The 21006-nt window shown below is 46.9% G+C and carries 19 protein-coding genes; 2 read left to right on the top strand and 17 right to left on the bottom strand.

From position 1 onward, the window contains the following. The first annotated feature begins 56 nt into the window (after positions 1–56). The gene (locus tag ACKU35_RS17500; RefSeq protein ID WP_319761309.1) at positions 57–659 is read left to right on the top strand and encodes a DUF445 family protein; all 603 of its coding nucleotides are present in this window, start codon (positions 57–59) and stop codon (positions 657–659) included. A gap of 100 nt (positions 660–759) precedes the next feature. Here the strand turns inward: ACKU35_RS17500 and rpe are convergent, their stop codons facing one another. From rpe to ACKU35_RS17415, 17 genes are all read right to left on the bottom strand, one after another. After that, positions 760–1428: a ribulose-phosphate 3-epimerase gene (rpe, locus tag ACKU35_RS17495; RefSeq protein WP_319761307.1), complete on the bottom strand. Its 669-nt coding sequence runs from the start codon at positions 1426–1428 to the stop codon at positions 760–762. Next, the gene (locus ACKU35_RS17490; protein WP_319761305.1) at positions 1428–1892 is read right to left on the bottom strand and encodes an AsnC family transcriptional regulator; all 465 of its coding nucleotides are present in this window, start codon (positions 1890–1892) and stop codon (positions 1428–1430) included. The genes rpe and ACKU35_RS17490 overlap by 1 nt, the downstream gene beginning before the upstream one ends. After that, on the bottom strand, positions 1893–3062 hold the full coding sequence (gene ahbD / locus ACKU35_RS17485) for a heme b synthase (protein WP_319761303.1): 1170 nt from the start codon (positions 3060–3062) through the stop codon (positions 1893–1895). Position 3063: 1 nt separating this feature from the next. Next, positions 3064–4047 carry a porphobilinogen synthase gene (hemB, locus tag ACKU35_RS17480; protein ID WP_319761302.1) on the bottom strand — a complete coding sequence of 328 codons (984 nt, stop codon included), beginning with the start codon at positions 4045–4047 and terminating at the stop codon, positions 3064–3066. Between the two features lie 207 nt (positions 4048–4254). Further along, on the bottom strand, positions 4255–5439 hold the full coding sequence (gene ahbC / locus ACKU35_RS17475; protein WP_319761300.1) for a 12,18-didecarboxysiroheme deacetylase: 1185 nt from the start codon (positions 5437–5439) through the stop codon (positions 4255–4257). 435 nt (positions 5440–5874) lie between these two features. Next, a complete protein-coding gene (locus tag ACKU35_RS17470; RefSeq protein ID WP_319761298.1) occupies positions 5875–7050 on the bottom strand; it encodes an OmpA family protein in 1176 nt (391 codons plus the stop codon). A 151-nt stretch (positions 7051–7201) separates the two neighbouring features. Beyond that, positions 7202–7537 (bottom strand): hypothetical protein, encoded by a 336-nt coding sequence (locus ACKU35_RS17465; protein WP_319761296.1) that lies wholly within the window; start codon positions 7535–7537, stop codon positions 7202–7204. A gap of 16 nt (positions 7538–7553) precedes the next feature. Next, positions 7554–8612: a zinc-ribbon domain-containing protein gene (locus ACKU35_RS17460; protein ID WP_319761294.1), complete on the bottom strand. Its 1059-nt coding sequence runs from the start codon at positions 8610–8612 to the stop codon at positions 7554–7556. 87 nt (positions 8613–8699) lie between these two features. Beyond that, on the bottom strand, positions 8700–9890 hold the full coding sequence (locus ACKU35_RS17455; RefSeq protein ID WP_319761292.1) for a glycosyltransferase: 1191 nt from the start codon (positions 9888–9890) through the stop codon (positions 8700–8702). Positions 9891–9893: 3 nt separating this feature from the next. Next, on the bottom strand, positions 9894–10979 hold the full coding sequence (locus ACKU35_RS17450; protein ID WP_319761290.1) for a glycosyltransferase family 4 protein: 1086 nt from the start codon (positions 10977–10979) through the stop codon (positions 9894–9896). A gap of 145 nt (positions 10980–11124) precedes the next feature. After that, on the bottom strand, positions 11125–11667 hold the full coding sequence (gene fliS / locus ACKU35_RS17445) for a flagellar export chaperone FliS (RefSeq protein WP_319761288.1): 543 nt from the start codon (positions 11665–11667) through the stop codon (positions 11125–11127). A gap of 84 nt (positions 11668–11751) precedes the next feature. After that, entirely contained in the window at positions 11752–13494 is a 1743-nt protein-coding gene (gene fliD, locus ACKU35_RS17440; RefSeq protein ID WP_319761286.1) for a flagellar filament capping protein FliD, read from the bottom strand. 204 nt (positions 13495–13698) lie between these two features. Beyond that, positions 13699–14580 carry a flagellin gene (locus ACKU35_RS17435; protein ID WP_319761284.1) on the bottom strand — a complete coding sequence of 294 codons (882 nt, stop codon included), beginning with the start codon at positions 14578–14580 and terminating at the stop codon, positions 13699–13701. A 208-nt stretch (positions 14581–14788) separates the two neighbouring features. Beyond that, positions 14789–15595 (bottom strand): tRNA (adenosine(37)-N6)-threonylcarbamoyltransferase complex dimerization subunit type 1 TsaB, encoded by an 807-nt coding sequence (gene tsaB, locus ACKU35_RS17430; protein WP_319761282.1) that lies wholly within the window; start codon positions 15593–15595, stop codon positions 14789–14791. Further along, positions 15592–16662, bottom strand: a complete 1071-nt coding sequence (rseP, locus tag ACKU35_RS17425) for an RIP metalloprotease RseP (RefSeq protein WP_319761280.1) — start codon at positions 16660–16662, stop codon at positions 15592–15594. The genes tsaB and rseP overlap by 4 nt, the downstream gene beginning before the upstream one ends. A 9-nt stretch (positions 16663–16671) precedes the next feature. Beyond that, on the bottom strand, positions 16672–17874 hold the full coding sequence (locus tag ACKU35_RS17420; RefSeq protein WP_319761278.1) for a 1-deoxy-D-xylulose-5-phosphate reductoisomerase: 1203 nt from the start codon (positions 17872–17874) through the stop codon (positions 16672–16674). 39 nt (positions 17875–17913) lie between these two features. Further along, positions 17914–18717, bottom strand: coding sequence for a phosphatidate cytidylyltransferase (locus tag ACKU35_RS17415; protein ID WP_319761277.1), 804 nt, complete (start codon positions 18715–18717; stop codon positions 17914–17916). A 466-nt stretch (positions 18718–19183) separates the two neighbouring features. On the opposite strand from ACKU35_RS17415, the gene ACKU35_RS17410 reads away from it, so the two are divergent. Continuing rightward, positions 19184–20914 carry an HD domain-containing phosphohydrolase gene (locus ACKU35_RS17410; protein ID WP_319761275.1) on the top strand — a complete coding sequence of 577 codons (1731 nt, stop codon included), beginning with the start codon at positions 19184–19186 and terminating at the stop codon, positions 20912–20914. Positions 20915–21006: the final 92 nt, after the last annotated feature.

Here is a 21006-nt window from a genome sequence, read left to right as displayed (position 1 = left end):
TGTGCGCGCACTTCTTTTTAAGTTGAAACAAAAAAATAATTCAGGAAAAAAAATAAATGATAACATTGAAGCTTCTTCTTTCACCCGTAATCTGTGCTTTGATTGGCTGGTTCACTAACTATCTTGCGGTTAAAATGCTTTTTCATCCTCACAAACCGCTTAAGCTGGGCCCTTTTACCATTCAGGGTATTTTCCCCAAGCGCCAGAAAGAACTGGCCCTGCGTCTTGGCGAAATGATTGAGAGAGAGCTGATTTCTCATACAGACATCAAAAATGTAATCAATGACCCGGCATTCATCGATAAGCACAAGGATGTTGTTCTTGAATATCTGGATGTTTTTTTCCGCGAGAAGCTGACCTCCCTGCATCCTATGGTAGGCATGTTCCTCAATGATGAAACAATGAAGACCGTTAAAGGAATGCTTTCTCAGGAACTCGATTCCATGCTTCCACAACTCATCGAAACCACTTCTTCCCAGCTTGAATGTTCACTTGATTTTAAATGTCTTGTTCAGGATAAGGTAGAATGTTTTTCCATGGAGCAGCTCGAATCCATTCTCTTTTCCATCATGAAGCAGGAATTTAAGTTTATCGAGGTTATCGGCGGAGTGCTGGGTTTTATTATCGGTTTGATTCAGGTTGGTATTTTCCTGTTGTAGACAAAGACTTCTTCCATAAAATCTATCCCGTCCGCATATATTCTTTGCGGACGGGATTTTTTTTGCACGGCCTCTAGAGGCCAGCTATGATATTTTTTTCCTAACCTGCACAGGTTTCAAGAAAGAGCTTGTGACGTTCCGCGTAAGGTGGATACTTGAAGAAAGCAGAACCTGAAACAAGCACATCTGCTCCAGCTTCTACCAGCTCCCGGCAGTTGTCCATTGTTACACCGCCATCCAGCTGAATGAGGGTTTCTGCGCCCATTTCATCAATCATAGCCCGCAGGTCCCGAACTTTCTGAGTGCAGAAGGGGATGTACTTCTGTCCTCCGAAACCGGGGTTTACGGACATGATCAGCACCATGTGCAATTGCGGAATCAGGTATTTGATTGATTCCAGAGGTGTTGCCGGATTCAAGGCGATTGCGGGTTTTACTCCGCGTTCGGCAATGGCGGCTACAGCGCGTTCAAGATGCACGGTTGATTCCGCATGGATACAGAGCAGATCTGCCCCGGCATCGCAGAATTCATCAATGTAACGCTCCGGCTGCTCAATCATCAGATGGCAATCGAAGAACAGATTGCACTCCTTGCGCATGGATTTAATTACCGGAGGTCCGAAAGTTATATTCGGTACGAATTTACCGTCCATTACATCAAGGTGCGCCCATTTGAGTCCTGCTTCTTCCAATGCTTTCAGCTCATCGGCAAGACGGCTGAAATCACATGAGAGCAGGGATGGGGAGATGATGGTTTCTTTGGCGGACATTAATTTTTCTCCTTATCGTCTTTCATGTCAAAATCAACCTTGATTTTAAACAATCTACTGGCAGGCAGATAAAGTACATGGACTCCGGTTTTCTCACTGATAGCATCAAGAGTGGCCTTTACAGTCTCTTCGTCCGGACCGATGAAAGTGAACCAGATATTAAAGTCGTTTTCACGCAGGTAGTTGTGGGTCACGCCTCTATGGCTGTTAACCTCGGCAATAAAATCATCCATTTTTTCTTCGGGCACTTTAGCCGCGCAAAGGGTTGAGTGCCAGCCCAGTTCGAGGGAACCGAAGTTCGCACCAATACGGCGTATTACGCCGTCTTCGCGCAGAGAGTTCACGCGTGAAAGTGCTTCGTCTTCAGAAACTCCCACCATTTTGCCTATTTCATCATACGGACGGGAAACGATGGGAAACCCGGACTGTATAATGCCTAGAATTTGTTTATCTACTGCGTCCATTTATTTGTCCTTTGGCTTTTTCTTGGGCTCGTAAGAACAGAGCGGTTCAGGGCCGAGGTAACTGTTTTCCATTGTCTGTGCCCGGGCTCGGCAGCCGCCGCAGACTTTTTCATATTCACAGTGTCCGCATTTTCCGTCATAGGTGTCCGGGTTGCGCAGATTGAGGAATTGCGGTGATTTTGCCCAGATTTCCGGGAAGGGAATCTCGCGCACGTTGCCGCAATCGAGATCAAGGTAACCGCAGGGCTGAACCTGTCCTCTATGGGAAATGAAACAGAATCCCACTCCGCCGAGGCAGCCTCGGCTGACCGCGTCTAATCCGAAGTTTTCAAAATTGACCGCGATGCCTTCCTCTTTGGCCCGCTGACGCAGTATACGGTGATAATGCGGAGCACAGGTGGCTTTGAGCTGCATGTCGGTTGTCTTCTGGAAATCATAGAACCAGTTGAGGACCTCTTCATATTCGTCGGCGGTAATAATCTCCGCGCCGAGTTCGGCTGCCCGTCCTGTGGGAACCAGCAGGAATATATGCCATGCGGATGCTCCAAGATCTTTGGCCAGCTTGAAGATATCCTTGAACATGTGCAGGTTGTTACGGGTCACAGTTGTGTTGATCTGGAATTCTATTCCGGCATCCTTGAGGTATTGGATGCCCTGCATAGCTTTTTCGAATGCGCCCACTTCACCGCGAAATTCATCGTGGTATTTTGCTTCGGCGGCGTCGATAGAGATTGAGCAGCGTTGAATTCCGACTTCTTTGAGCTGTACGGAGTTCTCAGCGGTAAGCAGTGTTCCGTTGGGGGCCATAACACAGCGCAGCCCCTTGTCATTGGCATACTGTACCAGCTCGAAAACATCGTGGCGCAGCAAGGGCTCGCCGCCGGTAAAGATGATGATCGGATCGCCTGTTTCAGGAAAGGTATCGATAAGCGCTTTTGCTTCTTCGGTAGAAAGTTCGCCCGGATATGGCTCCGGGTGCGCTTCTGCACGGCAGTGTTTGCAGGCCAGATTGCAGGAGCGGGTGATCTCCCATGCGATAAGTCTAAGCGGGGGAGAACCGTCAGCATTTTTTTTCGGAATGGGATGTACACCGGGATGTCCTCCCGGATGTCCAGGGTGTCCGCCTGGATGACCACTGGGATGTCCGCCAGTCATTTTATTATCACTCATATTATTTCTCGTTTAGTCTTTTGAGTACGTCTTCTGTGAAGTAGGTAAGGATTATATCCGCTCCGGCTCGTTTGAGGCCGATGAGGGATTCCCAGACAACAGCTGCTTCGTCAACCCAATCGTTCAAGGCCGCGGCTTTGATCAAGGAATATTCACCACTAACCTGATAAGCTCCGATAGGTAGATCGAAATTGTCACGGGTCTGGCGGATGATGTCCATGTACGGGCCTGCCGGTTTAACCATTAGGATGTCCGCGCCTTCGAGGGCATCTGCTGCAGCTTCCCGCAGACCTTCCCGCGCGTTTGCCGGGTCCATCTGGTAGGTTTTGCGGTCACCGAACTGGGGAGCGCCTTCCGCAGCCTCACGGAAGGGTCCATAGTAGCTGGAAGCATATTTAACTGAATATGACATGATCGGCAGGTCGGTGTAACCGTTTTCATCCAGTATTTCGCGAATGGCGGCAACACGGCCATCCATCATGTCTGATGGTGCAACCATGTCGGCACCTGCTTTCGCGTGCGACAGGGCTGTTTTTGCCAGTAATTCAAGGGTCGCATCGTTGAGGATAGTTTCCCCTTTAACAAGTCCGCAGTGACCGTGGGAAGTGAACTCGCACAGGCATACATCGGTGCATACCAGCAGTTCGGGCCAGCGTTTTTTCAGCATACGTATAGCCTGCTGAACAATGCCTTCGTCCGCATAGGCTTGAGTTCCGACAGGGTCCTTTTCAGCGGGGATGCCGAATAGAATCAGGCTCTTCAGTCCGTTTGCAATAGCTTCTTCCACTTTAAGTTCCAGTTGTTTCAGGCTGAGCTGAAACTGGCCGGGCATGGATGAAATTTCTTTTTTATAATTATCATCGTCTGTTTCGTAGACGAAGTAGGGCATCATAAGATCGTTTGCGGAAAGGGTGGTTTCACGCACCAGATCACGAATAACGGGAGTACGTCTGAGTCTGCGTCCCCGATGGAAGTCAAATACCATGTCAGATCTTCCTTTTTGCCTCCGGCGGCATAAATCCTTTGAAAAGGGTTTAAGAATCCCAAACTTTTTTAGTAGGGCTTCGCCGTGTAGCTTGGATAAATTTTTTTCAAATAATAAATCCCGGCAGACCGTGTTGGCCCGCCGGGATTCAGTAATCTCTATCGTCGACAGGACGACCGTCTTGAAACTTTTTTCAAAACAGCGGGTCTAGTCCTTCTTGATTTCCTCGTCTGTGAGGTAACAAGCCGGGTCCTGAGCCCAGATGTCGTCGTAATATGCTTCGGCGCGCGCACGGAAGTTACCGCCGCAGATGTTCAGGTAGCGACATTCTGCGCAGCGTCCGCCCACGTGAGCTTTTTTATCTTTAAGCTTGTGCAGCAGTTCGATGTTTTCATCCATCCAGATTTCGGAGAAGGGACGTTCCAGAACGTTGCCGAAGGTGTGGTTGCGCCAGAACTGATCCGCGTGAACCTGACCGTCCCAGGAAATACAACCGATACCGCGACCGGAGTTGTTGCCTTCGTTGAACTGGAGCAGTTCAAGTACTTCCTTGGCGCGTTCAGGGTCTTCCCTGAGCAGGCGTTCATAAACATAAACACCGTCTGCGTGGTTATCAACAGTGAGGATCTCTTTGGGCATGCCTGCGTCATAAAGAGCTTTGGTCTCATCCATGATGAGGTCAAGCAACTGACGGGTTTCAGCGTGGCTCAGATCTTCTTTGATGAGTTCGGAACCACGGCCGGAGTATACCAGATGGTAAAAGCAGGCTCTGGGAACTTCAAGGTCGCGCAGAACTTTGAAGACAGAAGGAACTTCAGTCCAGTTACGCTTGTTAATGGTGAAGCGAAGACCGACTTTAAGGCCTTCAGCCTTACAGTTCTCAACACCTTCAAGTGCTTTTTTGTAGGAACCGGGAACACCACGGAATTTGTCATGGGTTTCTTCGGTTCCGTCGAGTGAAATACCTACGTAGGAAAGTCCTACGTCTTTCAGTTCACGGGCTTTTTCTTTGGTGATCAGGGTTCCGTTAGTGGAGATAACGGCACGCATTCCCTTGCCGGTGGCATAGCTTGCCAGCTCAACGAGGTCTTTACGAACCAAAGGCTCTCCGCCGGAGAAAAGCATTACCGGTGCGCCAAATGCTGCGAGATCATCAATAATCTCTTTGGCTTTGGAAGTGCTGATCTCATCCTGACCGTCAGGATCTACAGCCTGTGCGTAACAGTGAACGCATTTCAGGTTGCAGCGTCTGGTCATATTCCAGACGACAACGGGCTTTTTATCTTTGGAAAACTGCAGAAGATGAGACGGCAGCTTGCCGGATTCACGTCCGTAGCGCAGGGCATCGGAAGATTCAACCGCGCCACAGTATAGTTTAGAAATACCAATCATTTATAAAAATCCTCCCTAGCAGCGTAAAACGCACCAGGCTATCAGTTTTGACGATGTCTTTCCTGAGACAAAATAATATTAGTTACTATTTAAAGCTAGTCAACAGGAAAATCTATCGGTTATGCGTAACGAGAGAGCGAGTTTTGGAGTAACACAAATGTAGACAGGGGAAAAGAGCAAAATATGAGCTTGTATTCTATAAGTTAAATATTTGAAAATTAAGATGAAATAATTGAACCCTGTTATCAGTTAAGCGTGCTTAAAAATTAAAGACCTACTTAATGAGTGTGTATTATCTGTCGGGACGTGGGTTTACAAGATAGGTGTATAAATAGTTGGGGCTGGAAAAAAGTACTAAATTTGTAGAAAAATAATCTTGGCAAAGGAAAATATTAGAATGATTTTCCTTTGCCAAGATCTTGTAGTTATTGAAATTTAAGGAGCTATTGATACCTGCACGCGTCTGTTGAGTAATTTATTATATTTGTTGGTATTAGGCACCAGCGGATTGGATTCACCAAAGCCGGTTGTGCCGATACGCTGCTGAGCGATTGGGAATTTAGCGGTCAGGTATTTTTTTACAGCTTCAGCCCGCTCTTTACTCAGTTTCAGGTTGTATTCAGGCGATGCGTCGGAATCGGTATGCCCGCCGATAATAACCCTTTTATCTTTTAGTGCGTCACTGATGAGTGCCTTGCCCAGTTCGTTTAGTAGCGGATATGATTCAGGTTTAATCTGTGCTGAATCCACATCAAATTGTACAGCAAGGTTTATTGAACGGGGCTTTTGGGCTTTTCCCGGAGTCTTTTCATGTGTTGGAGCTTTGGGGGATGAAGCCTTGCTTTCAGCCTGCTTGGCGTTTGCCGGTGCAGTGCCGGATGCCGCTGTTGGGGTCTGGTTGTAAGACTCTTGCGCATTCCTTGCGGAGGCTGGAGGGGCTTGCATCTCGACCATATTGGGCATCAACCCGGCGATCATACCTTTATTATTTTTCTCGTACCGTGCCCATGATGTGAGCGGAACAGCCATGTCCTGTGCAATAGCCTGAATGATTGTATAAAAGGCGGAGTCAGGCATACGGTGTTCACGCTTTATGATGATGAAATCGTCGTCCATCTTTTTTTCAATGCGCCCGCTTTGTTCGAAGGAGCAGACCATCTGTCCGCGCTTTGTTTCATAGATTTTCACCTGCACGGTCAGGGCCGAATCATCCATAGTGTGACCGAGGTAGAGATATGGAACGAATCCTATCACTAAAAGGTCGTATCCGCGTGAACGGGCGGTAAAAAGAGCTTCACTCAGTCCCCGGTAAGTCAGGTTCTCGTCATAAACCATGGATGGGAAGATTTGCAGACTTGTCCAGTTCTGCCAGATTCCTTTACTGACTCTATGGCCCCAGTCACTTCCTTTAAACATGGTCTGGGTTACGTGAAATGGATAAAATAGTGCCGAAAGAGGACCGTAGTGCGGTTTTTCCGGCCTTGAATAGACCATGAGCTGTGAAAGCCGTACCTCTGCATCCTGATAATAGGTGGATTGGGTGGCTATTTGCGTATCAAAGTGAGTACAGGACGAAAGTATAAGGACTAATATAACCAGAAATTTTTTCATGTCGCTAACCGTAAGGTTTATTTTTATTGATCGTGTCTGAAAATTGACCATACTGCAGGTAATGATAAGACAGCAATATTTATGCCGTGATGTGGCATATAAAGAAAAAAGGCGGTCTTTCGTTTGAAAGAACCGCCCTTATTACTACTAACTATTGTATCAGTTTGGTGGGGGATGGTGTCGCCTGCATTGATTCGAGTATCTGTTCGCGTGATTGAATCAGGCTTTGCCGTAATTCCATTTTGCGTTGCACCGAGAGTTTTTTGAATTCAGGCTGATGGGTCAACTCGGTAAGCTGTTCCATTTCGCCTTTGATCTTTTCGACTCTTTGCAACAGTTCACTTTCCGGAGAGCAGACCTGCGAGCAGGCATTTGCCAGTTCAGAAATTTCACTGGCCATCACCCGGAAATTTTTAGGATTTATTTCTTTGGCAATGCGGATACGTTCCTTGGCATTGGCGACTTTATTTTTAATCCATCCAAACATAAATATCCTCGGCCGACTAGATTGTGGGCTGATTGAACTGCATGTAAAAGCCCAGAATGACCAATAGTAACACAGCAGGCATTACCATTGAAAGCACAACTCTCATGTAGGTGGTATTGTGGATGTTTTTATAAGCAATAATAGACAAGGTAACACTCACCAGCGCACCGATCATATCACCCACAACAGGAATAATGCAAAGGATGATTGGTGCATAAGAATAGGCCGTAGCCCTGAAGGTTGCCTGAAAACCACGGTCTCCTGCCCCGAAGATCATCAGCAGGATATGGGTTATGCCTATCAGCGGAAAACTGATTCCGGCCAGCATTAACGGGTAGAACAGCAAGGAAAAGAGTGCTGGTCCTGTGCCGTCCTGCAGGGAACTGGCAATCATGGAATCATTCATGATTCTGCCGACCTCGGCACCAGTGGGAGTATCTACGCCTGCCATGGTCCATACAAAATTGCAGATCTCCTGAAATTCAGCCAGCAGGATAAAGAAAAACAGGGGCATTAAGAAGCCCTTCAGCGGCATATCCTTGAAAAACGCGGCAGGAGAAAGAATCACCTTTTTGATAGTCAGGAAAAAACCGGGGAAAAAACCGTATTTTTCCAGATTTTCAAAGGGGACTTCATTAACTTCTTCGGACTTGTCAGAAAGTAATTCCTGATCTTCATCACGAATATCTTTTTCAGGTTTCATGGAATCAAGGCGTTGCCAGATATCCGATTTTTCTTCCTGAATGGTCTCTTCATTCGCGAAGTTTTCCTGAACGTCATCCTGTGCGCCGAATTGCTCATCATAAGGCATCGGCTGTTCATGGTTTTGTTCTGCGGAGACGTGCTCTTCCTGAGCGTGCTGTCGCACATAGGCAGCAGCGTCACCGTATTCTTCCTCTTCAGGATTGCTGAACTCTTGCGGGGCAGTCTCCTGAACATGGGAAGGGTCCTGTTCAAAATCTCTGAACTTAAACTTAGCCTGACATTTAGGGCAGGTTGCAAGCTGAGCAGAGGCCGGGATTTTATCTTCCGGAATCTCACTACTGAAATTACACTCGGGACAAGTAACTATCATATTAAATCCTTGAAGCTGTTTGTCTGAATATTTTGGACAGACCTAATAAATTTTATACTGTTAGGCAATGCCAATTGTGCATGAACATTATGCCAGATTAATGTCAGGAAGCTGTATGGGCCCGATGTTACAGTCTTTTCGGGGATTGAGCAGTTCTTTAGGAATATGGGGAAAATCATTGCCCAACCTATGTTTGAATCTTCCCCCGGTGCTGCTGTTGAAGTTTTCAAGTTTGGATTCGATTATTTCCCTGCTTTTTAAGATATGGGTCAGGTGTTGAATCGGACAGCCCTGGAGAATGCCTGAAGAACTCTGCATGCCTGTCAGCCTTTCATGAATTTTGTTTATAAATTTCAGATTGCCCGTGTTTTTGAAAAACCTGAGTTGCAGGTCCGGCCATAGTCCATAACCTACGCGGCAGTGTTTCAGGTCCGGGTAAAAAGTCATCCGAGGTAAATACCAGTTGTCACATCCCTGAAATGAAGGAATCCTTCTGATTTGTTCCCATCCTTCATCCTCCAGTCTTTCGTCGGCATCAAGATAAATTATCCAGTCACCGGAGCAGTTTTTAAGCATACAGTTGCGTTGTGCTGAAAAATCCGAGTTAAGGGGATGTCTGACGTTAATGATTTTTGAATCGTGATACTTCTCAAGTTCAGGAAATGGATCGTTCTTTCCGCAGTCCCATATCAGGACAATTTCATTAATCCAGCCGGGGATATTTTTTATGAAATTTTCAAGTTCAGGCTCATCCGGACTGAGAATGGCTCCAGCAGAGATTGTGCAGGGAGCTGGTGTTTCCGGTTGTTGAATATGTTTTGTTCCGGAAAATAATTTTTGCAGGTTCCTGTGGCTGTTCATGCTTTCGCCTTGCAGACCGGGATTAAGAATCAGGTGGCTTTTTGCAGGGGAATAACCGGCCTGTATCAGCAGGAGCAGAAGGGCCCATATGGAAGAATCCGTCAGCAGGACGCATCCTGGATTATTTGAAAATTTATCATGTCCAGCTTGAAGGAGTTTCCGTATCTGTTCCGGATGCAGATCACAGGCCAGTAATTCCAGATCCGCGGATTTTTTCTCTGCAATGGCTTGGGCAAGAATACCGTCTCCGATCCCGAACAGGATAATGGCTTCGGCTCCTCGTTTTTGTGCAAAACGCAGGTGTTTTTCAGCTGTTTCGGCAGGATTAACGATCGTGGCGGCCTGTTCCGCCGGCTTTTGTCCTGAAAGATGGTAAGCCAGAATTTCTTTTGAGTATGTGTTGAATATATGGTTCATGGCTTAGATTATGTTTTTTGTCTTGAGCAGTTCCAGATAAATTTCGCCCAATTTTGCGGCGATATCCTGTGCCCTGAATAATTTAGCGGCTTTGGCACGTCCTTTTTCACCCATTTTGCGTGCTTCCTGCGGATTGGTCAGCAGAAAGTTTACCGCCTGTGCGTATTCGTCAGCGTTTGCGGCGACAATGCCGGTTTTTCCGTGATCGACAAGTTCCATCTGGGCATTATCCCGCAATCCTCTGCTGGGATGGGTTATTACTGGAAGTCCGGCAGCCATGGCTTCTGCAATGACCAGACCGAAGGATTCACCTGTATCATTGGCATGGGCGAGAAAGGATATGGAATTCAAAAAACAGGCAATTTCAGCGTCTGTAAGTATGGGCGGCAGGAAATTTACAAATTTTTCCAGTTTGTTTTGAACAACAAAGTCTTCCGCCTCTGGAATCCCTCCAATAATATTGTATGAAAAGGGGGGCAGTTCTTTTTTCTCAACCTGTTTTTTCAGGGCAGGCAGAAAGTCCAGAGCCAGATTGGACCATTTACCTTTATCCGCCCGAGAAATTCTGCCAAAGCAATTCTTTGGGAATTTGCGGTCAGCAGGGCAGTGAGCAAGAAAAAAATCCGTATCTACTGGGTTGTAAAGAACTGAGTATTTGGGCTTTTCTGCCGGGATGGAATTAATTTTGGTGAAGCGTTCTGCGCAGAAATGTGAGACAAACAGGTGGCGGTCAATAAGCGCGGCTTCCGGACTGGGGTCGTGGTGACCGAATACATTTGTTTCTACGAGTACTGGAGTCCTGGCTAGCTTAAAGGGCCGCAGAGCTCCCGGATCAGCCCAACCGGCGCGATGGATATGGACCACATGGGGTTGGAATTTCGTCAGTACCGAAAAGATATCCGGCCCTATGAAAGTATTAACTCCCTGCATGCGAAGAAGTTTTCCCCTTGGTCCTTCTGATGTAGAAAAGACGGCTGTGTCGAATTTCTGCCTATCCAGATTGACGGCAAAGGACTGCATCACCTTTTCAGTGCCTCCCAGCCCTAGAGAAGGGGAGACCTGAAGCACCCTGATTCTGTTATTATCCATGATTAAAATAAATGACAGATAGGTCGGGCTAAGTAAAGAATATAGTTCTGTTTGTATTTGTATGGATCATTAAAAACGGCCCCCGCCGATAGGCGGGGGCCGTTTATGTCTATTATGTCACTCGGGAGCAAATCCGTGTGCTCTACTATGCTCCTCCTCCATATGCGTTTGCGGCTTTTTTCAGGCGCAAGGCATTGGGAGCGGGCATGTTTTGGGGCGTTGGCATTGTGTAGCCTGCATCGTTTGCAAAACTGCGGTTTACATTGGTGGTTCCGCTGTTCGCAGTTGCTGCTGTTTGAAGAGGTACTGCTGCTTGTGCTTCTTCTGTGGGGATGATTTCCCGGTAGGCAGAAGCAATTCCGTCGATAATCTTGATTACTTCATCAAGCTTTTCGGTATCCATCTTCAAGTTGGCCTGCAGGAGTCTTGTGTTACAAAAGATATAGAGTTTGCTGAGATTTTCGGCAAGCTCTCCGCCTTTTTCCTTATTCAGGCTGGAAGCCAGTTCTGAGATGACTTCAATAGCTTTGGAGATAAGAATTCCCTTGGCGGCATAATCCTTTTCGTCGATCTTCACTTTCGCCTGCTTCATAAAGTTGATTGCGGCATCATAAAGCATTAGGAGAAGTTCTCCCTTGGAAGTGGTATGGATCTGAGTTGAAAGATAAGCTTGAGCTGCTTTTTGCATATATTTGCTCCTCCTGATTTATTAATCGGTTATCTTTTTGAAAAACCTTAGAGGATTTTTAAATTTTTATTTTTTTAGCTTATATTATTTAGACATCAGCCCGTTAATGCTGGATGCCAGCTGGGACTGGATACCTGAGTAGTTTCCTAACAGCGCATCAAGTCGGGCGTATTTTTCGGTCAGCATCTGCTTCTTGGTTGCGATTCGATCTTCTTCATATTCGATTTTTTTATCGATATTATCCATGATGGTTTTGTAGTTATCCTGAAGAATCTCGAGAGGGCCTTGTTCGCTGGTTATATCGCCGAGAGCATTAACCGTTTCCCCAATCTTACCAAGCTTCAGGGTAGCCGTCATTGCATCAGCAGCGTTTTCGTCGGAGTTACCGTATACTCCGTCAGCCCTATTCTCAACACGTAACGCCAGACCTGAGGCAGCTGTGCCGCTCTTTCCGGTAATCTGCCATGTTGCAGGGTCTACGAATGCTTCCTGCCCGTTAATAGATGCCGAAATTAGTTGTCCACCCGAAACTTCGTACTGGACATTATATTCCCCAGCCTCAGTTATTCCTTTAATATGCGATAAATACGTCAGATTCGCAGATTCAGATTCTCCCAGATAGTTAGCGGCAAACAGTTTGGCGACAGCCATGGGATCGTCGTCCAGAGCCTTTGTCAGCTCTTCAGTATCAAGTTCAAGAAGCCCCATCTTGGCTCCTCCGCTATCTGCATTGGTTTTTATACCAAGCTGAGAGAGAGAGGAGTACCTGTCACCGGAGGTGTGTCCGGTAGCACTATCTTCATAAAACCATGAAAAACCGATAGCCTTGCTGGCAACGATATTCTTCAATCTTTGGCCGACTAAAAGTTCGACACCGTAGTTACCAGTCAGGACAGCACCTGAGGCAGAATCAGAAGTCGTCGTTACAGAGGTCAGGTCTTTAATCATTTGCCGTATCTCATTGGTCTGATCGACAAAATTTTTAACGTTCTCGGCCATCCCTTCTTTATCAGTCGTTATACCAATATTGACGGGAGAATCGGTGGGAGTTGTTTTTTTAAGGTTTAAAGTTACACCGGGAATAAGGTCGTCGATTGTATTTGTGTCACGCTCCATCCACGCATCTGGAACATATGGAAATCCATCTACTTTCAGCCATGCATTCTGGGCATCTTGTGAAGCGTAATAAGTGCTGCCTGAAAAAATTGACCCAGGAGTCCCATTACTCTGTATTATAATCTTGTTGTCCGCCCCAAGGTCCAGTCCGTATATTTGTAAGCGGTTATAGTAGCCGTCATTAAGAGTGGTTGCTCTGATTTTATCGCGAGTGTCAGCATGGTTGTTAATCATAGTCACAAAACCCTGCAGGGTGGTTCCTGCCGGGATATTGCTTAAAGTGATGGTCTCGCCCGCGTAAGTAAAAGTAAAAGAACCGGCAGCTGAAAAGTAAACATCGCTGGGGTCGGATACACCGCCGGCTCCCACGAGAATATCATTCTTAGCTAACTGCTTAACTTCTATGGAGTGACTGGTTATTTGAGCATCACTGGAGGCTGTTGCTGTTACTGTATCAGAGCTGGTGGTTGAAACGGCCTTGGTCATGAATTCATCAAGAGTATCCATGGACTTCAGAGTAGTCTGCAGACCGAGAAGTGCGGTATTCAGTTCCTGAAATTTTTCAACTTTACCATCCCACGTACTTTTCCAGCTTTCGAGTCTCTTGATATGAACGCGTTCAAGATCAATGAGTCCATCGATAAGTGTCTGGAAGTCGGTCCCGGAACCGAGTCCGGTAAAGTTGATATTTCCTGAGGTGTAATCAGACATAATTTACTCCGGGAACATTTTTCCCTGATTCTACTTTTACTCCTTTTTATGCAATCTAGATGCCAGATGTGGGAGTAGGCTTAGTTCCGCTGATTGCTGTATTTCAAATTCGTTTACATAAACTTGAAGCCGGGCCGGATTAACCGGACCCGGCTTTGTAGTTGATCTGACTTGGTCAGAATGCTTTATGCCGCTTCAGTTAAATTAACCGATGAGCTGCATTGCCATTCTGGGCATGCTGTTGGCCTGCGAGAGCATAGCCACTGCGGACTGGGTCAGGATCTGGTTACGGGTGAACTCAGTCATTTCAGTCGCGACGTCAACGTCAGAAATACGGGATTCCGCAGCCTGTACGTTTTCAGCCTGGATGGACAGGTTGGTAATGGTGTTTTCCAGTCTGTTCTGGAGAGCACCAAGGTTAGCACGAATCTTATCCTTGGAGATAATAGCATTGTTCAGCTTATCCAGGGACTTCTGTGCCAACTCCTGAGTTGAAATGGAGTTCGAGGCTCCCATACCTACACCGAGTGCGGAGGCAGTGGAAGTGTCAATGGAAACGTAGTAGTAGTCTTCTGCGCAGTCGTTCGCGGTACCAAAGTGAACCTTCACTGGACCAGTTGACGTGAGACCGGAACCGTCGTGAGTTGAGCTCTGACCGGACAGGTTACCATTGAGCAGGTGAATGCCGTTAAAGTCAGTTGCGTTAGCAATACGTGTGATTTCTGAAGCCATAGCCTGATATTCGGAGTCGATGATCAGACGCTGGTCAGAGTTGTAGGTACCGGTTGCGGCCTGAGTTGCAAGCTCCTTCATACGAATGAGCTTTTCATCAATAACACCGAGAGCGCCGTCAGCGGTCTGGATCATTGAAATTGCATCGTTGGCGTTACGGATACCCTGATTGAGTGACTTGATGTCAGAGCGCATAAGTTCGCGAATTGCGAGACCTGCAGCATCGTCAGCAGCGGTGCCAACACGAAGACCTGAAGACAGGCGACGGGTTGATACACTGAGGTTGCCATACGATTCTGACAAGTTGCGGTTGGCATTCATAGCCATCAAGTTGTGGTTAATTACTAAAGACATGTTTTCCTCCTTGAAAAGTGATCTTTGGCTTCCTTGCCAAAAACATTGCCTTGGAACTTAGGTTCACAAAGCTAACTGGTCCTTCGTGCTTAATTGATCGTCTGAAATATAGATAACTTTAGGGGAAAGATGTTTTTTTGTTTTTTGAATAAAAAAAGGGACTTCCGTTTATGGAAGTCCCTTTTATGAAATTATTATGTATAAAATTTTAGTGCGGAGTCACGTCTTTCAATTGCTCCCGTGCCGCTTCAATGGAGATACCCCGTTTGCTGGTGATCATTTCGAGGTTCTCTTCGGCATCCGAACCTCGAAGGTACATAGGTACGGGCATTATATGTGAATAATCGGCATGTTCTGCAGCATCAAGCAGATCCTGCAACGCCGGTATGTTGAACCTTGAAGGCATGGCTGTGTACTGTGGATTTTCAGCCAAAAAGTCATCAAAAAAGGTTTTGTTCTTTGTAAGGCCGCTTCCGGCGAGCACAGCTGTTTCCTGCTTATGGGAAAGGATAATCTTTCCAGCCTCGTGGATTTTAACCGGCAGCGGAGGGGTTATGGGAATAAGTTCTCCGGATTTGTTTATAGCTTCAAATCCTTGAATATATACCTGCATTTTTCTTGAATGAGTAACAGCCCAGACCGGCATCCCGCTGACAATGGCAGCCCCTTTTGCAAGGATGGGAAGGTATTCCAAGGCACTTACCGGGCAACCGCATCCAGCAGAAATTCCTGCGGCAGCGGCAAATGTCAGCCGCAGTCCGGTGAAGCTCCCCGGTCCTGCAAGCAGGGCTATGCGGGAAACATCCCGGCAGCTGTATCCGAATAGGTTTAATGAATCACGAATGGAAGGGACCATGAAGTTGACCGAACGTCCGGGTACAACAAGCGTCTTTGCCTCCAGCAGTGAAAACGGTTCTTCTTCGTTTTCACGCTTGGCGGTAATGATTTGTAATGTTTCTTCCGTGCCGTTTATGACCAGCAGGATTTCGTCTTTCTCTTCTAATGATACACTCATTTACTGCTCAGTGTTCTTACAATGTCATTAAAAATCGCAAAGCCCATCAGGCAGAGCAGCAGCAATAAACCTACACGTGTTGCAGCGGCCTGAAGTTTTTCATTAAGGGGTTTGCGCAGGATGGTTTCAAGACTGAAAAAGAGCAGGTGTCCACCATCTAGAACCGGTATTGGCAGCAGATTGAGCAACCCGAGGTTGATGCTGATGAATGCGGTAAACTGGAGCAGTTCCAACAGGCCGCGTTCGGATTGCTGCTTGATTGCCTGCGCGATCATGATCGGTCCGCCGATGGAATCCATTGGCACGACTCGTTCGACCATTTTTACGATGCTGGTGCAGATAAGCTTTGTAACATTCCAGGTCTGCTCTGTGGCTGCTGTAGCTCCGTCTATCCCGTTCATTTCAACGGTTTTAGACTCTCCTGAAGCTACAATGCCCACAACCGGCCTACGGATTGTTTCGCCGAAAATATTTTTAAGTTCCTGTACCTTGGGCTTTACAGAAATGTGTTTTATGTTTCCGTCTCGGTTGATAACAAATTCAAGAGTGTCGGACTGGCTGTTCTGAATTGTTTCAGCCAGATCAGTCCAGAAGACGATTTTATGGCCTTCAATATTCAGAACTTTATCTCCAACCTCGATTCCCGCACTTAAGGCAGGGCTGTCCGGCTGCAGTTGACCTACGGTCGGAGCAAGACCCATCTGGCCGTTGCTGATGATAATTCCCCAGAAGATAAACCATGCAAGGACGAAGTTGAAAAGGGGACCGGCGGCAACCACGATCATGCGATGCCACGGCGGGCGGCTCATGAAAAGTTCTTTTTCCTTGAATCCGCTGTCCTCGGTCATGTCCCGTTCTTCACCTGCAAGGCTGACGTATCCACCAAGTGGGATCAGTGATAGGCGGTAGTTGGTGCTACCCCAACTGAAGCCGGCAATTCTAGGACCGAATCCAAGTGAAAAAGTTTTAACACCGATGCCCAGCAGACGTGCCGCAAGGAAATGTCCAAGCTCGTGGAAGAAAATAAGACCGCCGAGAACCAGAATAAAATCAACTATCCAAGCCATAATAGTCCCTTAGACGATGGAGTCCATGACATCCCGTCTGGTTTTGATGTCCAGTTCCAGAACAGCATCAGCTTCGCTGACATCGCATCCGGCATGGTCATTCAGTGCGTTACCGATGATGGCCGGAATGTCCAGAAAGCTGATTTTTTCTTTAAGGAAAAGGTCTACCGCGACTTCATTTGCCGCGTTAAGTACGATGGGATAGCTCTGACCGGCTGCGAAAGAATCCGCCGCATGTTTTAGGCATGGGAAGACGTTGAGGTCAGGTTTTTCAAAGGTCAGGGTTCCCACTTCAGCCAGGTTAAGTTGTTTGAGTTCAAGGGGAACACGTTTCGGAAAGCACATGCAGAAGGCGATAGGGATCTGCATGTCCGGGACTCCGAGATGCGCAAGCTGTGATCCGTCCACATATTCAACAAGAGAGTGGATGATTGATTGCGGATGGACAACAACATCGACCTGTTCCGGCGGCATGCCATAGAGGTGGCAGGCTTCTATAAATTCCAGCCCCTTGTTCATAAGGGTTGCGGAATCAATGCTTATTTTTGCGCCCATATCCCAGTTCGGGTGGGCAAGTGCCTGATCACGGGTGACGGTTTCGAGAAATTCCTTTGATTTGCCCCGGAAAGGTCCGCCGGAAGCAGTCAGGATCAACCTGCTGACTTCGTCAGTATTGTGTCCGCAAAGTCCCTGAAAAAGAGCATTGTGCTCGGAGTCTACAGGGAGGATTGTGGCTCCTGTCCGATGGCAGGCCTCGCGAATGATGTGACCACCAAGTACCAGCGATTCTTTGTTTGCCAGAGCGATCATCTTGCCTTTGTTTGCGGCGGCGAGGGTCGGCTCAAAACCTGCTGCTCCGACGATGGAGGAAAGTACTATTGATACCTCGTCCAGTTCGGAAAGAGTGATATAAGCGGCTGGTCCCGTAAGGATTTCCGGCTTGTAGTCAGCGGGGAGAAGGCTTTTCAATTCCGCGGCTGCTTCATCGTTAAGCACAGCGAGATATTTCGGGCGATGTTTGATCGCCTGCTCTGCCAGCAATTTGGCATTTCTGGCTCCGGCAAGTGCTGTAACTTTGAAAAGGTCGGGGTGCTGTTCAATTACTTTGAGGGTACTGGTCCCGATGGATCCGGTGCTGCCCAGAATTGAAACTGATCTGGGAAATTCCGGGAGTTTTGCATCTGCCGGCCAGGGAGAAATATATGTTTGCAAGTGCGTTTATCCGTCTTGTTTGAGGGTTATTGACCCGGTTTAAAAGAATGCGTGAATCTGTCTTGCCAGAATGTATACTGGCAAGGCAAGCACAAGACTGTCGATGCGGTCCAGAACACCGCCGTGTCCGGGCAATATCTTACCGGAGTCTTTGATGTTAAGTTTTCTCTTGAGGGCAGATTCGAAGAAGTCGCCCATTTGGGAACCGATATTAAGTACGGCCGCAAGTGCTGCCCAGTAAAGGATGGGGGCGTGCCCGAAATAGTATCCGTACAAAGAGCAGCAGACGATGCAACCCAGAAATCCTCCGATTGAACCGGCCCATGATTTTTTTGGGCTTATCCGGGGCCAGATCTTTTTTTTGCCTAAAAATGTTCCGGCATAAAAAGCGATTGTGTCCGAGGAGGATGCTGCAAGAAGTACAAAAAGTATTTCCCAGCTGCTCATGGAGGTCATAAACTGCATGGTAACCGGTATGTATACCAGCCCGGAAAAAAGAATCAGGCTGTCAACATATGTTGCCTGATCCGGTTTGGCGCTGAAGGAGAATAAAAAGCGGAAGTTGAATAGCCAGAAGGCTCCCAGCAGAATCAGGAGCATCCAGACCGGCGAAACAGCGGAGGAGGTCAGGATGACTCCTGCGCCGGCGGCCATACCCACAATTCGTGAAACAAGGTGGGAATTGTCCTGCCAGAACATGGCGTAAAATTCGTGGAGGGCGATTGTGCAGAAAATTGCCAGCCCTCCTGTCAAAACAAGTCCGCCCATGATTAGGGCGGCGGTCAGGGCTGCTACCAATAGCAGTGCGGTGATAATTCTTTTTTGAAGGCTGGTTAAGGGCATGAAGTCCTCGGTTGAAATTTCCACAAAAAATGTATTTTAAAATATATGTATACTTCTCAAGAGAGACAAATCCTCTTTTCTTAAGTGGAAATATCATGTCCCGCAAGGAGTAAAAAATAATGCCGATAAATCGTAGATACTACTTAATCGCGCAAAAAACTCCATTTTTATAATTCATTAATAGGTGGTGGGCAAGCTGTTGACAGCTATTTTTCAATATTATTTCTGTTGCAGCAAATCACAGCTTAAACAGAAATGTTATTTTTATGGCCTCGGTTTGGGAATGTTTTTGATCTATCGGCTTTGTGTTACAGGTGTAAGCATGTAAATTGGGTTTTGGATGGAATTTTCTATTAGTATAAATAATATTAAGTTTGCGAACTTTGTGTAAGAGTTGTATCTATTCTTTAAGTAGTATTGAGCAAAATTTTAATCACGGGATTTATTTCTTGTTTCGGAGGAGACAGTGTCGCGGAAAGGCCTATCAGATTCAGGAGCACGGGAATTTAAGAAAGTTGCTGAAAAAGCTTTCGCCAGTTCAAAGGGAACCGAGTATGAGGAAGTAGTAGGGCAGTTGTGTCATGATATGATGCAAGCACATAATCGTGACCTTAAGGCCAAAGATGAATTGGTAGATAGGCTTACAGAAATCGGTCTGGCTCTTTCCGGGGAAACTCGGCTTGAACGTTTATTGGAAATGATCGTCGATGAGGCAAGGGTTCTGACCCAAGCTGATGCCGGAACTCTGTATATTGTTGACCGCGAAAGTCGCAAGCTTGAATTTTCCATCCTCCAGAATGACACAATGCAGGTAAGGATGGGCGGAACCAGTGGTAATGAAATAACCCTTCCTCCTGTCCCTCTTTATACTTCCGGCAACACCCCCAACCGTTCCAATGTCTCTTCATACTGCGCTTTGACAGGGGAAACGATCAATATCGCAGATGTTTACGAAGCTGAAGGGTTTGATTTTACCGGGCCGCGCAAATATGATGCGGCTACCGGATACCGTTCCAAATCCATGCTCGTGCTGGCTCTGAAAAATCATGAGCAGGATATCATCGGTGTATTGCAGCTTTTGAATGCGCTTGATGAGGACGGGGAGATAATTGAATTCTCTCCTGATGTGGTGGATATTGTCGGCTCTCTGGCTTCACAGGCCGCGATTGCCTTGACCAATGCTCAGCTCCTGCAGGGTCTTAAAGATCTGCTCTATTCCGTTATCCAGAGTATTGCAGCCGCTATTGACGCCAAATCCCCTTACACCAACGGTCATATTGAACGGGTAGTGACCTTGACAATGATGATTGCCGATAAGATCAATTCTCTTCAGGATGAAAAATTCGGTGATGTTTCCTTTACCGAAGATGAGATGGAGGAATTGAAGCTAGCCGCATGGATGCATGATGTGGGCAAAATTTCCATTCCCGAACATGTGGTCGATAAATCCACAAAGCTGGAAACCATTTTTGATCGTGCCGAAATGGTGAATGCGCGGTTTCGGCTAATTGCGGAGATTATCAAGAATAGGCAGCTGGAAGAAACTGTTGCGGCCCTTTCCCGCGGAGCTTCTTCTTCCGAACTGGTGGAAATTGAAATGCGTTATGCGGTTGAACTTGAGCAGGTGGAGGATGACCGTAGGTTTGTCGCTGCCTGCAATATCCCCAAGGAATTTATGTCGGATGAGCGAATAGCGCGGATTGATGGGATTGCAGCTAGAACCTATGAAAGTAACGGCGAAACGTTCAATTGGTTGACCGAAGATGAAGTCAACAACCTTGTTATCCGCAAAGGAACCCTCACGGAGAAAGAACGCAAGGTCATTGAAAGCCATGCGCGGATAACTCATGAAATGCTCCTGCGTCTGCCGTTTCCTAAACGCCTTTCCCGAGTTCCGGAATACGCCGCCGGGCATCATGAAAAGTTAGACGGCTCCGGTTATCCATATGGTATAGGTAAGGATAAGCTGCCTCTACAGGCTCGCATCATGGCTGTTGCTGATATTTTTGAGGCTTTAACCGCTAAGGATCGCCCGTACAAAAAACCGATGAAACTTTCACAGGCTATTAAAATTCTGGGCTTCATGGTCAAGGATAATCATATTGATGGGGACGTCTGCAAGCTGTTTATCGATTCTGGACTGTATATGGATTATGCCAAAGCCGAGCTTGCCCCAACACAATTTGAGGAAGATTAGAAAAGACTGAATAAGAATTAAGAGATAACAGGGATGCTGTTTCAGCGGCATCCCTGTTTTTTTGTTCATGCTGCTTTGCAATATTCAGCAAC

This window comes from Maridesulfovibrio sp., from assembly GCF_963676065.1.
GTDB lineage: Bacteria > Desulfobacterota > Desulfovibrionia > Desulfovibrionales > Desulfovibrionaceae > Maridesulfovibrio.
This window is presented reverse-complemented; position numbering and strand designations above follow the sequence as displayed.

Excerpts from the sequence above, each read along its gene's own strand:
- ACKU35_RS17500 (WP_319761309.1), top strand. The coding sequence starts at position 57 with ATGATAACATTGAAGCTTCTTCTTTCACCCGTAATCTGTGCTTTGATT.
- rpe (WP_319761307.1), bottom strand. The coding sequence starts at position 1,428 with ATGTCCGCCAAAGAAACCATCATCTCCCCATCCCTGCTCTCATGTGAT.
- ACKU35_RS17490 (WP_319761305.1), bottom strand. The coding sequence starts at position 1,892 with ATGGACGCAGTAGATAAACAAATTCTAGGCATTATACAGTCCGGGTTT.
- ahbD (WP_319761303.1), bottom strand. The coding sequence starts at position 3,062 with ATGAGTGATAATAAAATGACTGGCGGACATCCCAGTGGTCATCCAGGC.
- hemB (WP_319761302.1), bottom strand. The coding sequence starts at position 4,047 with ATGGTATTTGACTTCCATCGGGGACGCAGACTCAGACGTACTCCCGTT.
- ahbC (WP_319761300.1), bottom strand. The coding sequence starts at position 5,439 with ATGATTGGTATTTCTAAACTATACTGTGGCGCGGTTGAATCTTCCGAT.
- ACKU35_RS17470 (WP_319761298.1), bottom strand. The coding sequence starts at position 7,050 with ATGAAAAAATTTCTGGTTATATTAGTCCTTATACTTTCGTCCTGTACT.
- ACKU35_RS17465 (WP_319761296.1), bottom strand. The coding sequence starts at position 7,537 with ATGTTTGGATGGATTAAAAATAAAGTCGCCAATGCCAAGGAACGTATC.
- ACKU35_RS17460 (WP_319761294.1), bottom strand. The coding sequence starts at position 8,612 with ATGATAGTTACTTGTCCCGAGTGTAATTTCAGTAGTGAGATTCCGGAA.
- ACKU35_RS17455 (WP_319761292.1), bottom strand. The coding sequence starts at position 9,890 with ATGAACCATATATTCAACACATACTCAAAAGAAATTCTGGCTTACCAT.
- ACKU35_RS17450 (WP_319761290.1), bottom strand. The coding sequence starts at position 10,979 with ATGGATAATAACAGAATCAGGGTGCTTCAGGTCTCCCCTTCTCTAGGG.
- fliS (WP_319761288.1), bottom strand. The coding sequence starts at position 11,667 with ATGCAAAAAGCAGCTCAAGCTTATCTTTCAACTCAGATCCATACCACT.
- fliD (WP_319761286.1), bottom strand. The coding sequence starts at position 13,494 with ATGTCTGATTACACCTCAGGAAATATCAACTTTACCGGACTCGGTTCC.
- ACKU35_RS17435 (WP_319761284.1), bottom strand. The coding sequence starts at position 14,580 with ATGTCTTTAGTAATTAACCACAACTTGATGGCTATGAATGCCAACCGC.
- tsaB (WP_319761282.1), bottom strand. The coding sequence starts at position 15,595 with ATGAGTGTATCATTAGAAGAGAAAGACGAAATCCTGCTGGTCATAAAC.
- rseP (WP_319761280.1), bottom strand. The coding sequence starts at position 16,662 with ATGGCTTGGATAGTTGATTTTATTCTGGTTCTCGGCGGTCTTATTTTC.
- ACKU35_RS17415 (WP_319761277.1), bottom strand. The coding sequence starts at position 18,717 with ATGCCCTTAACCAGCCTTCAAAAAAGAATTATCACCGCACTGCTATTG.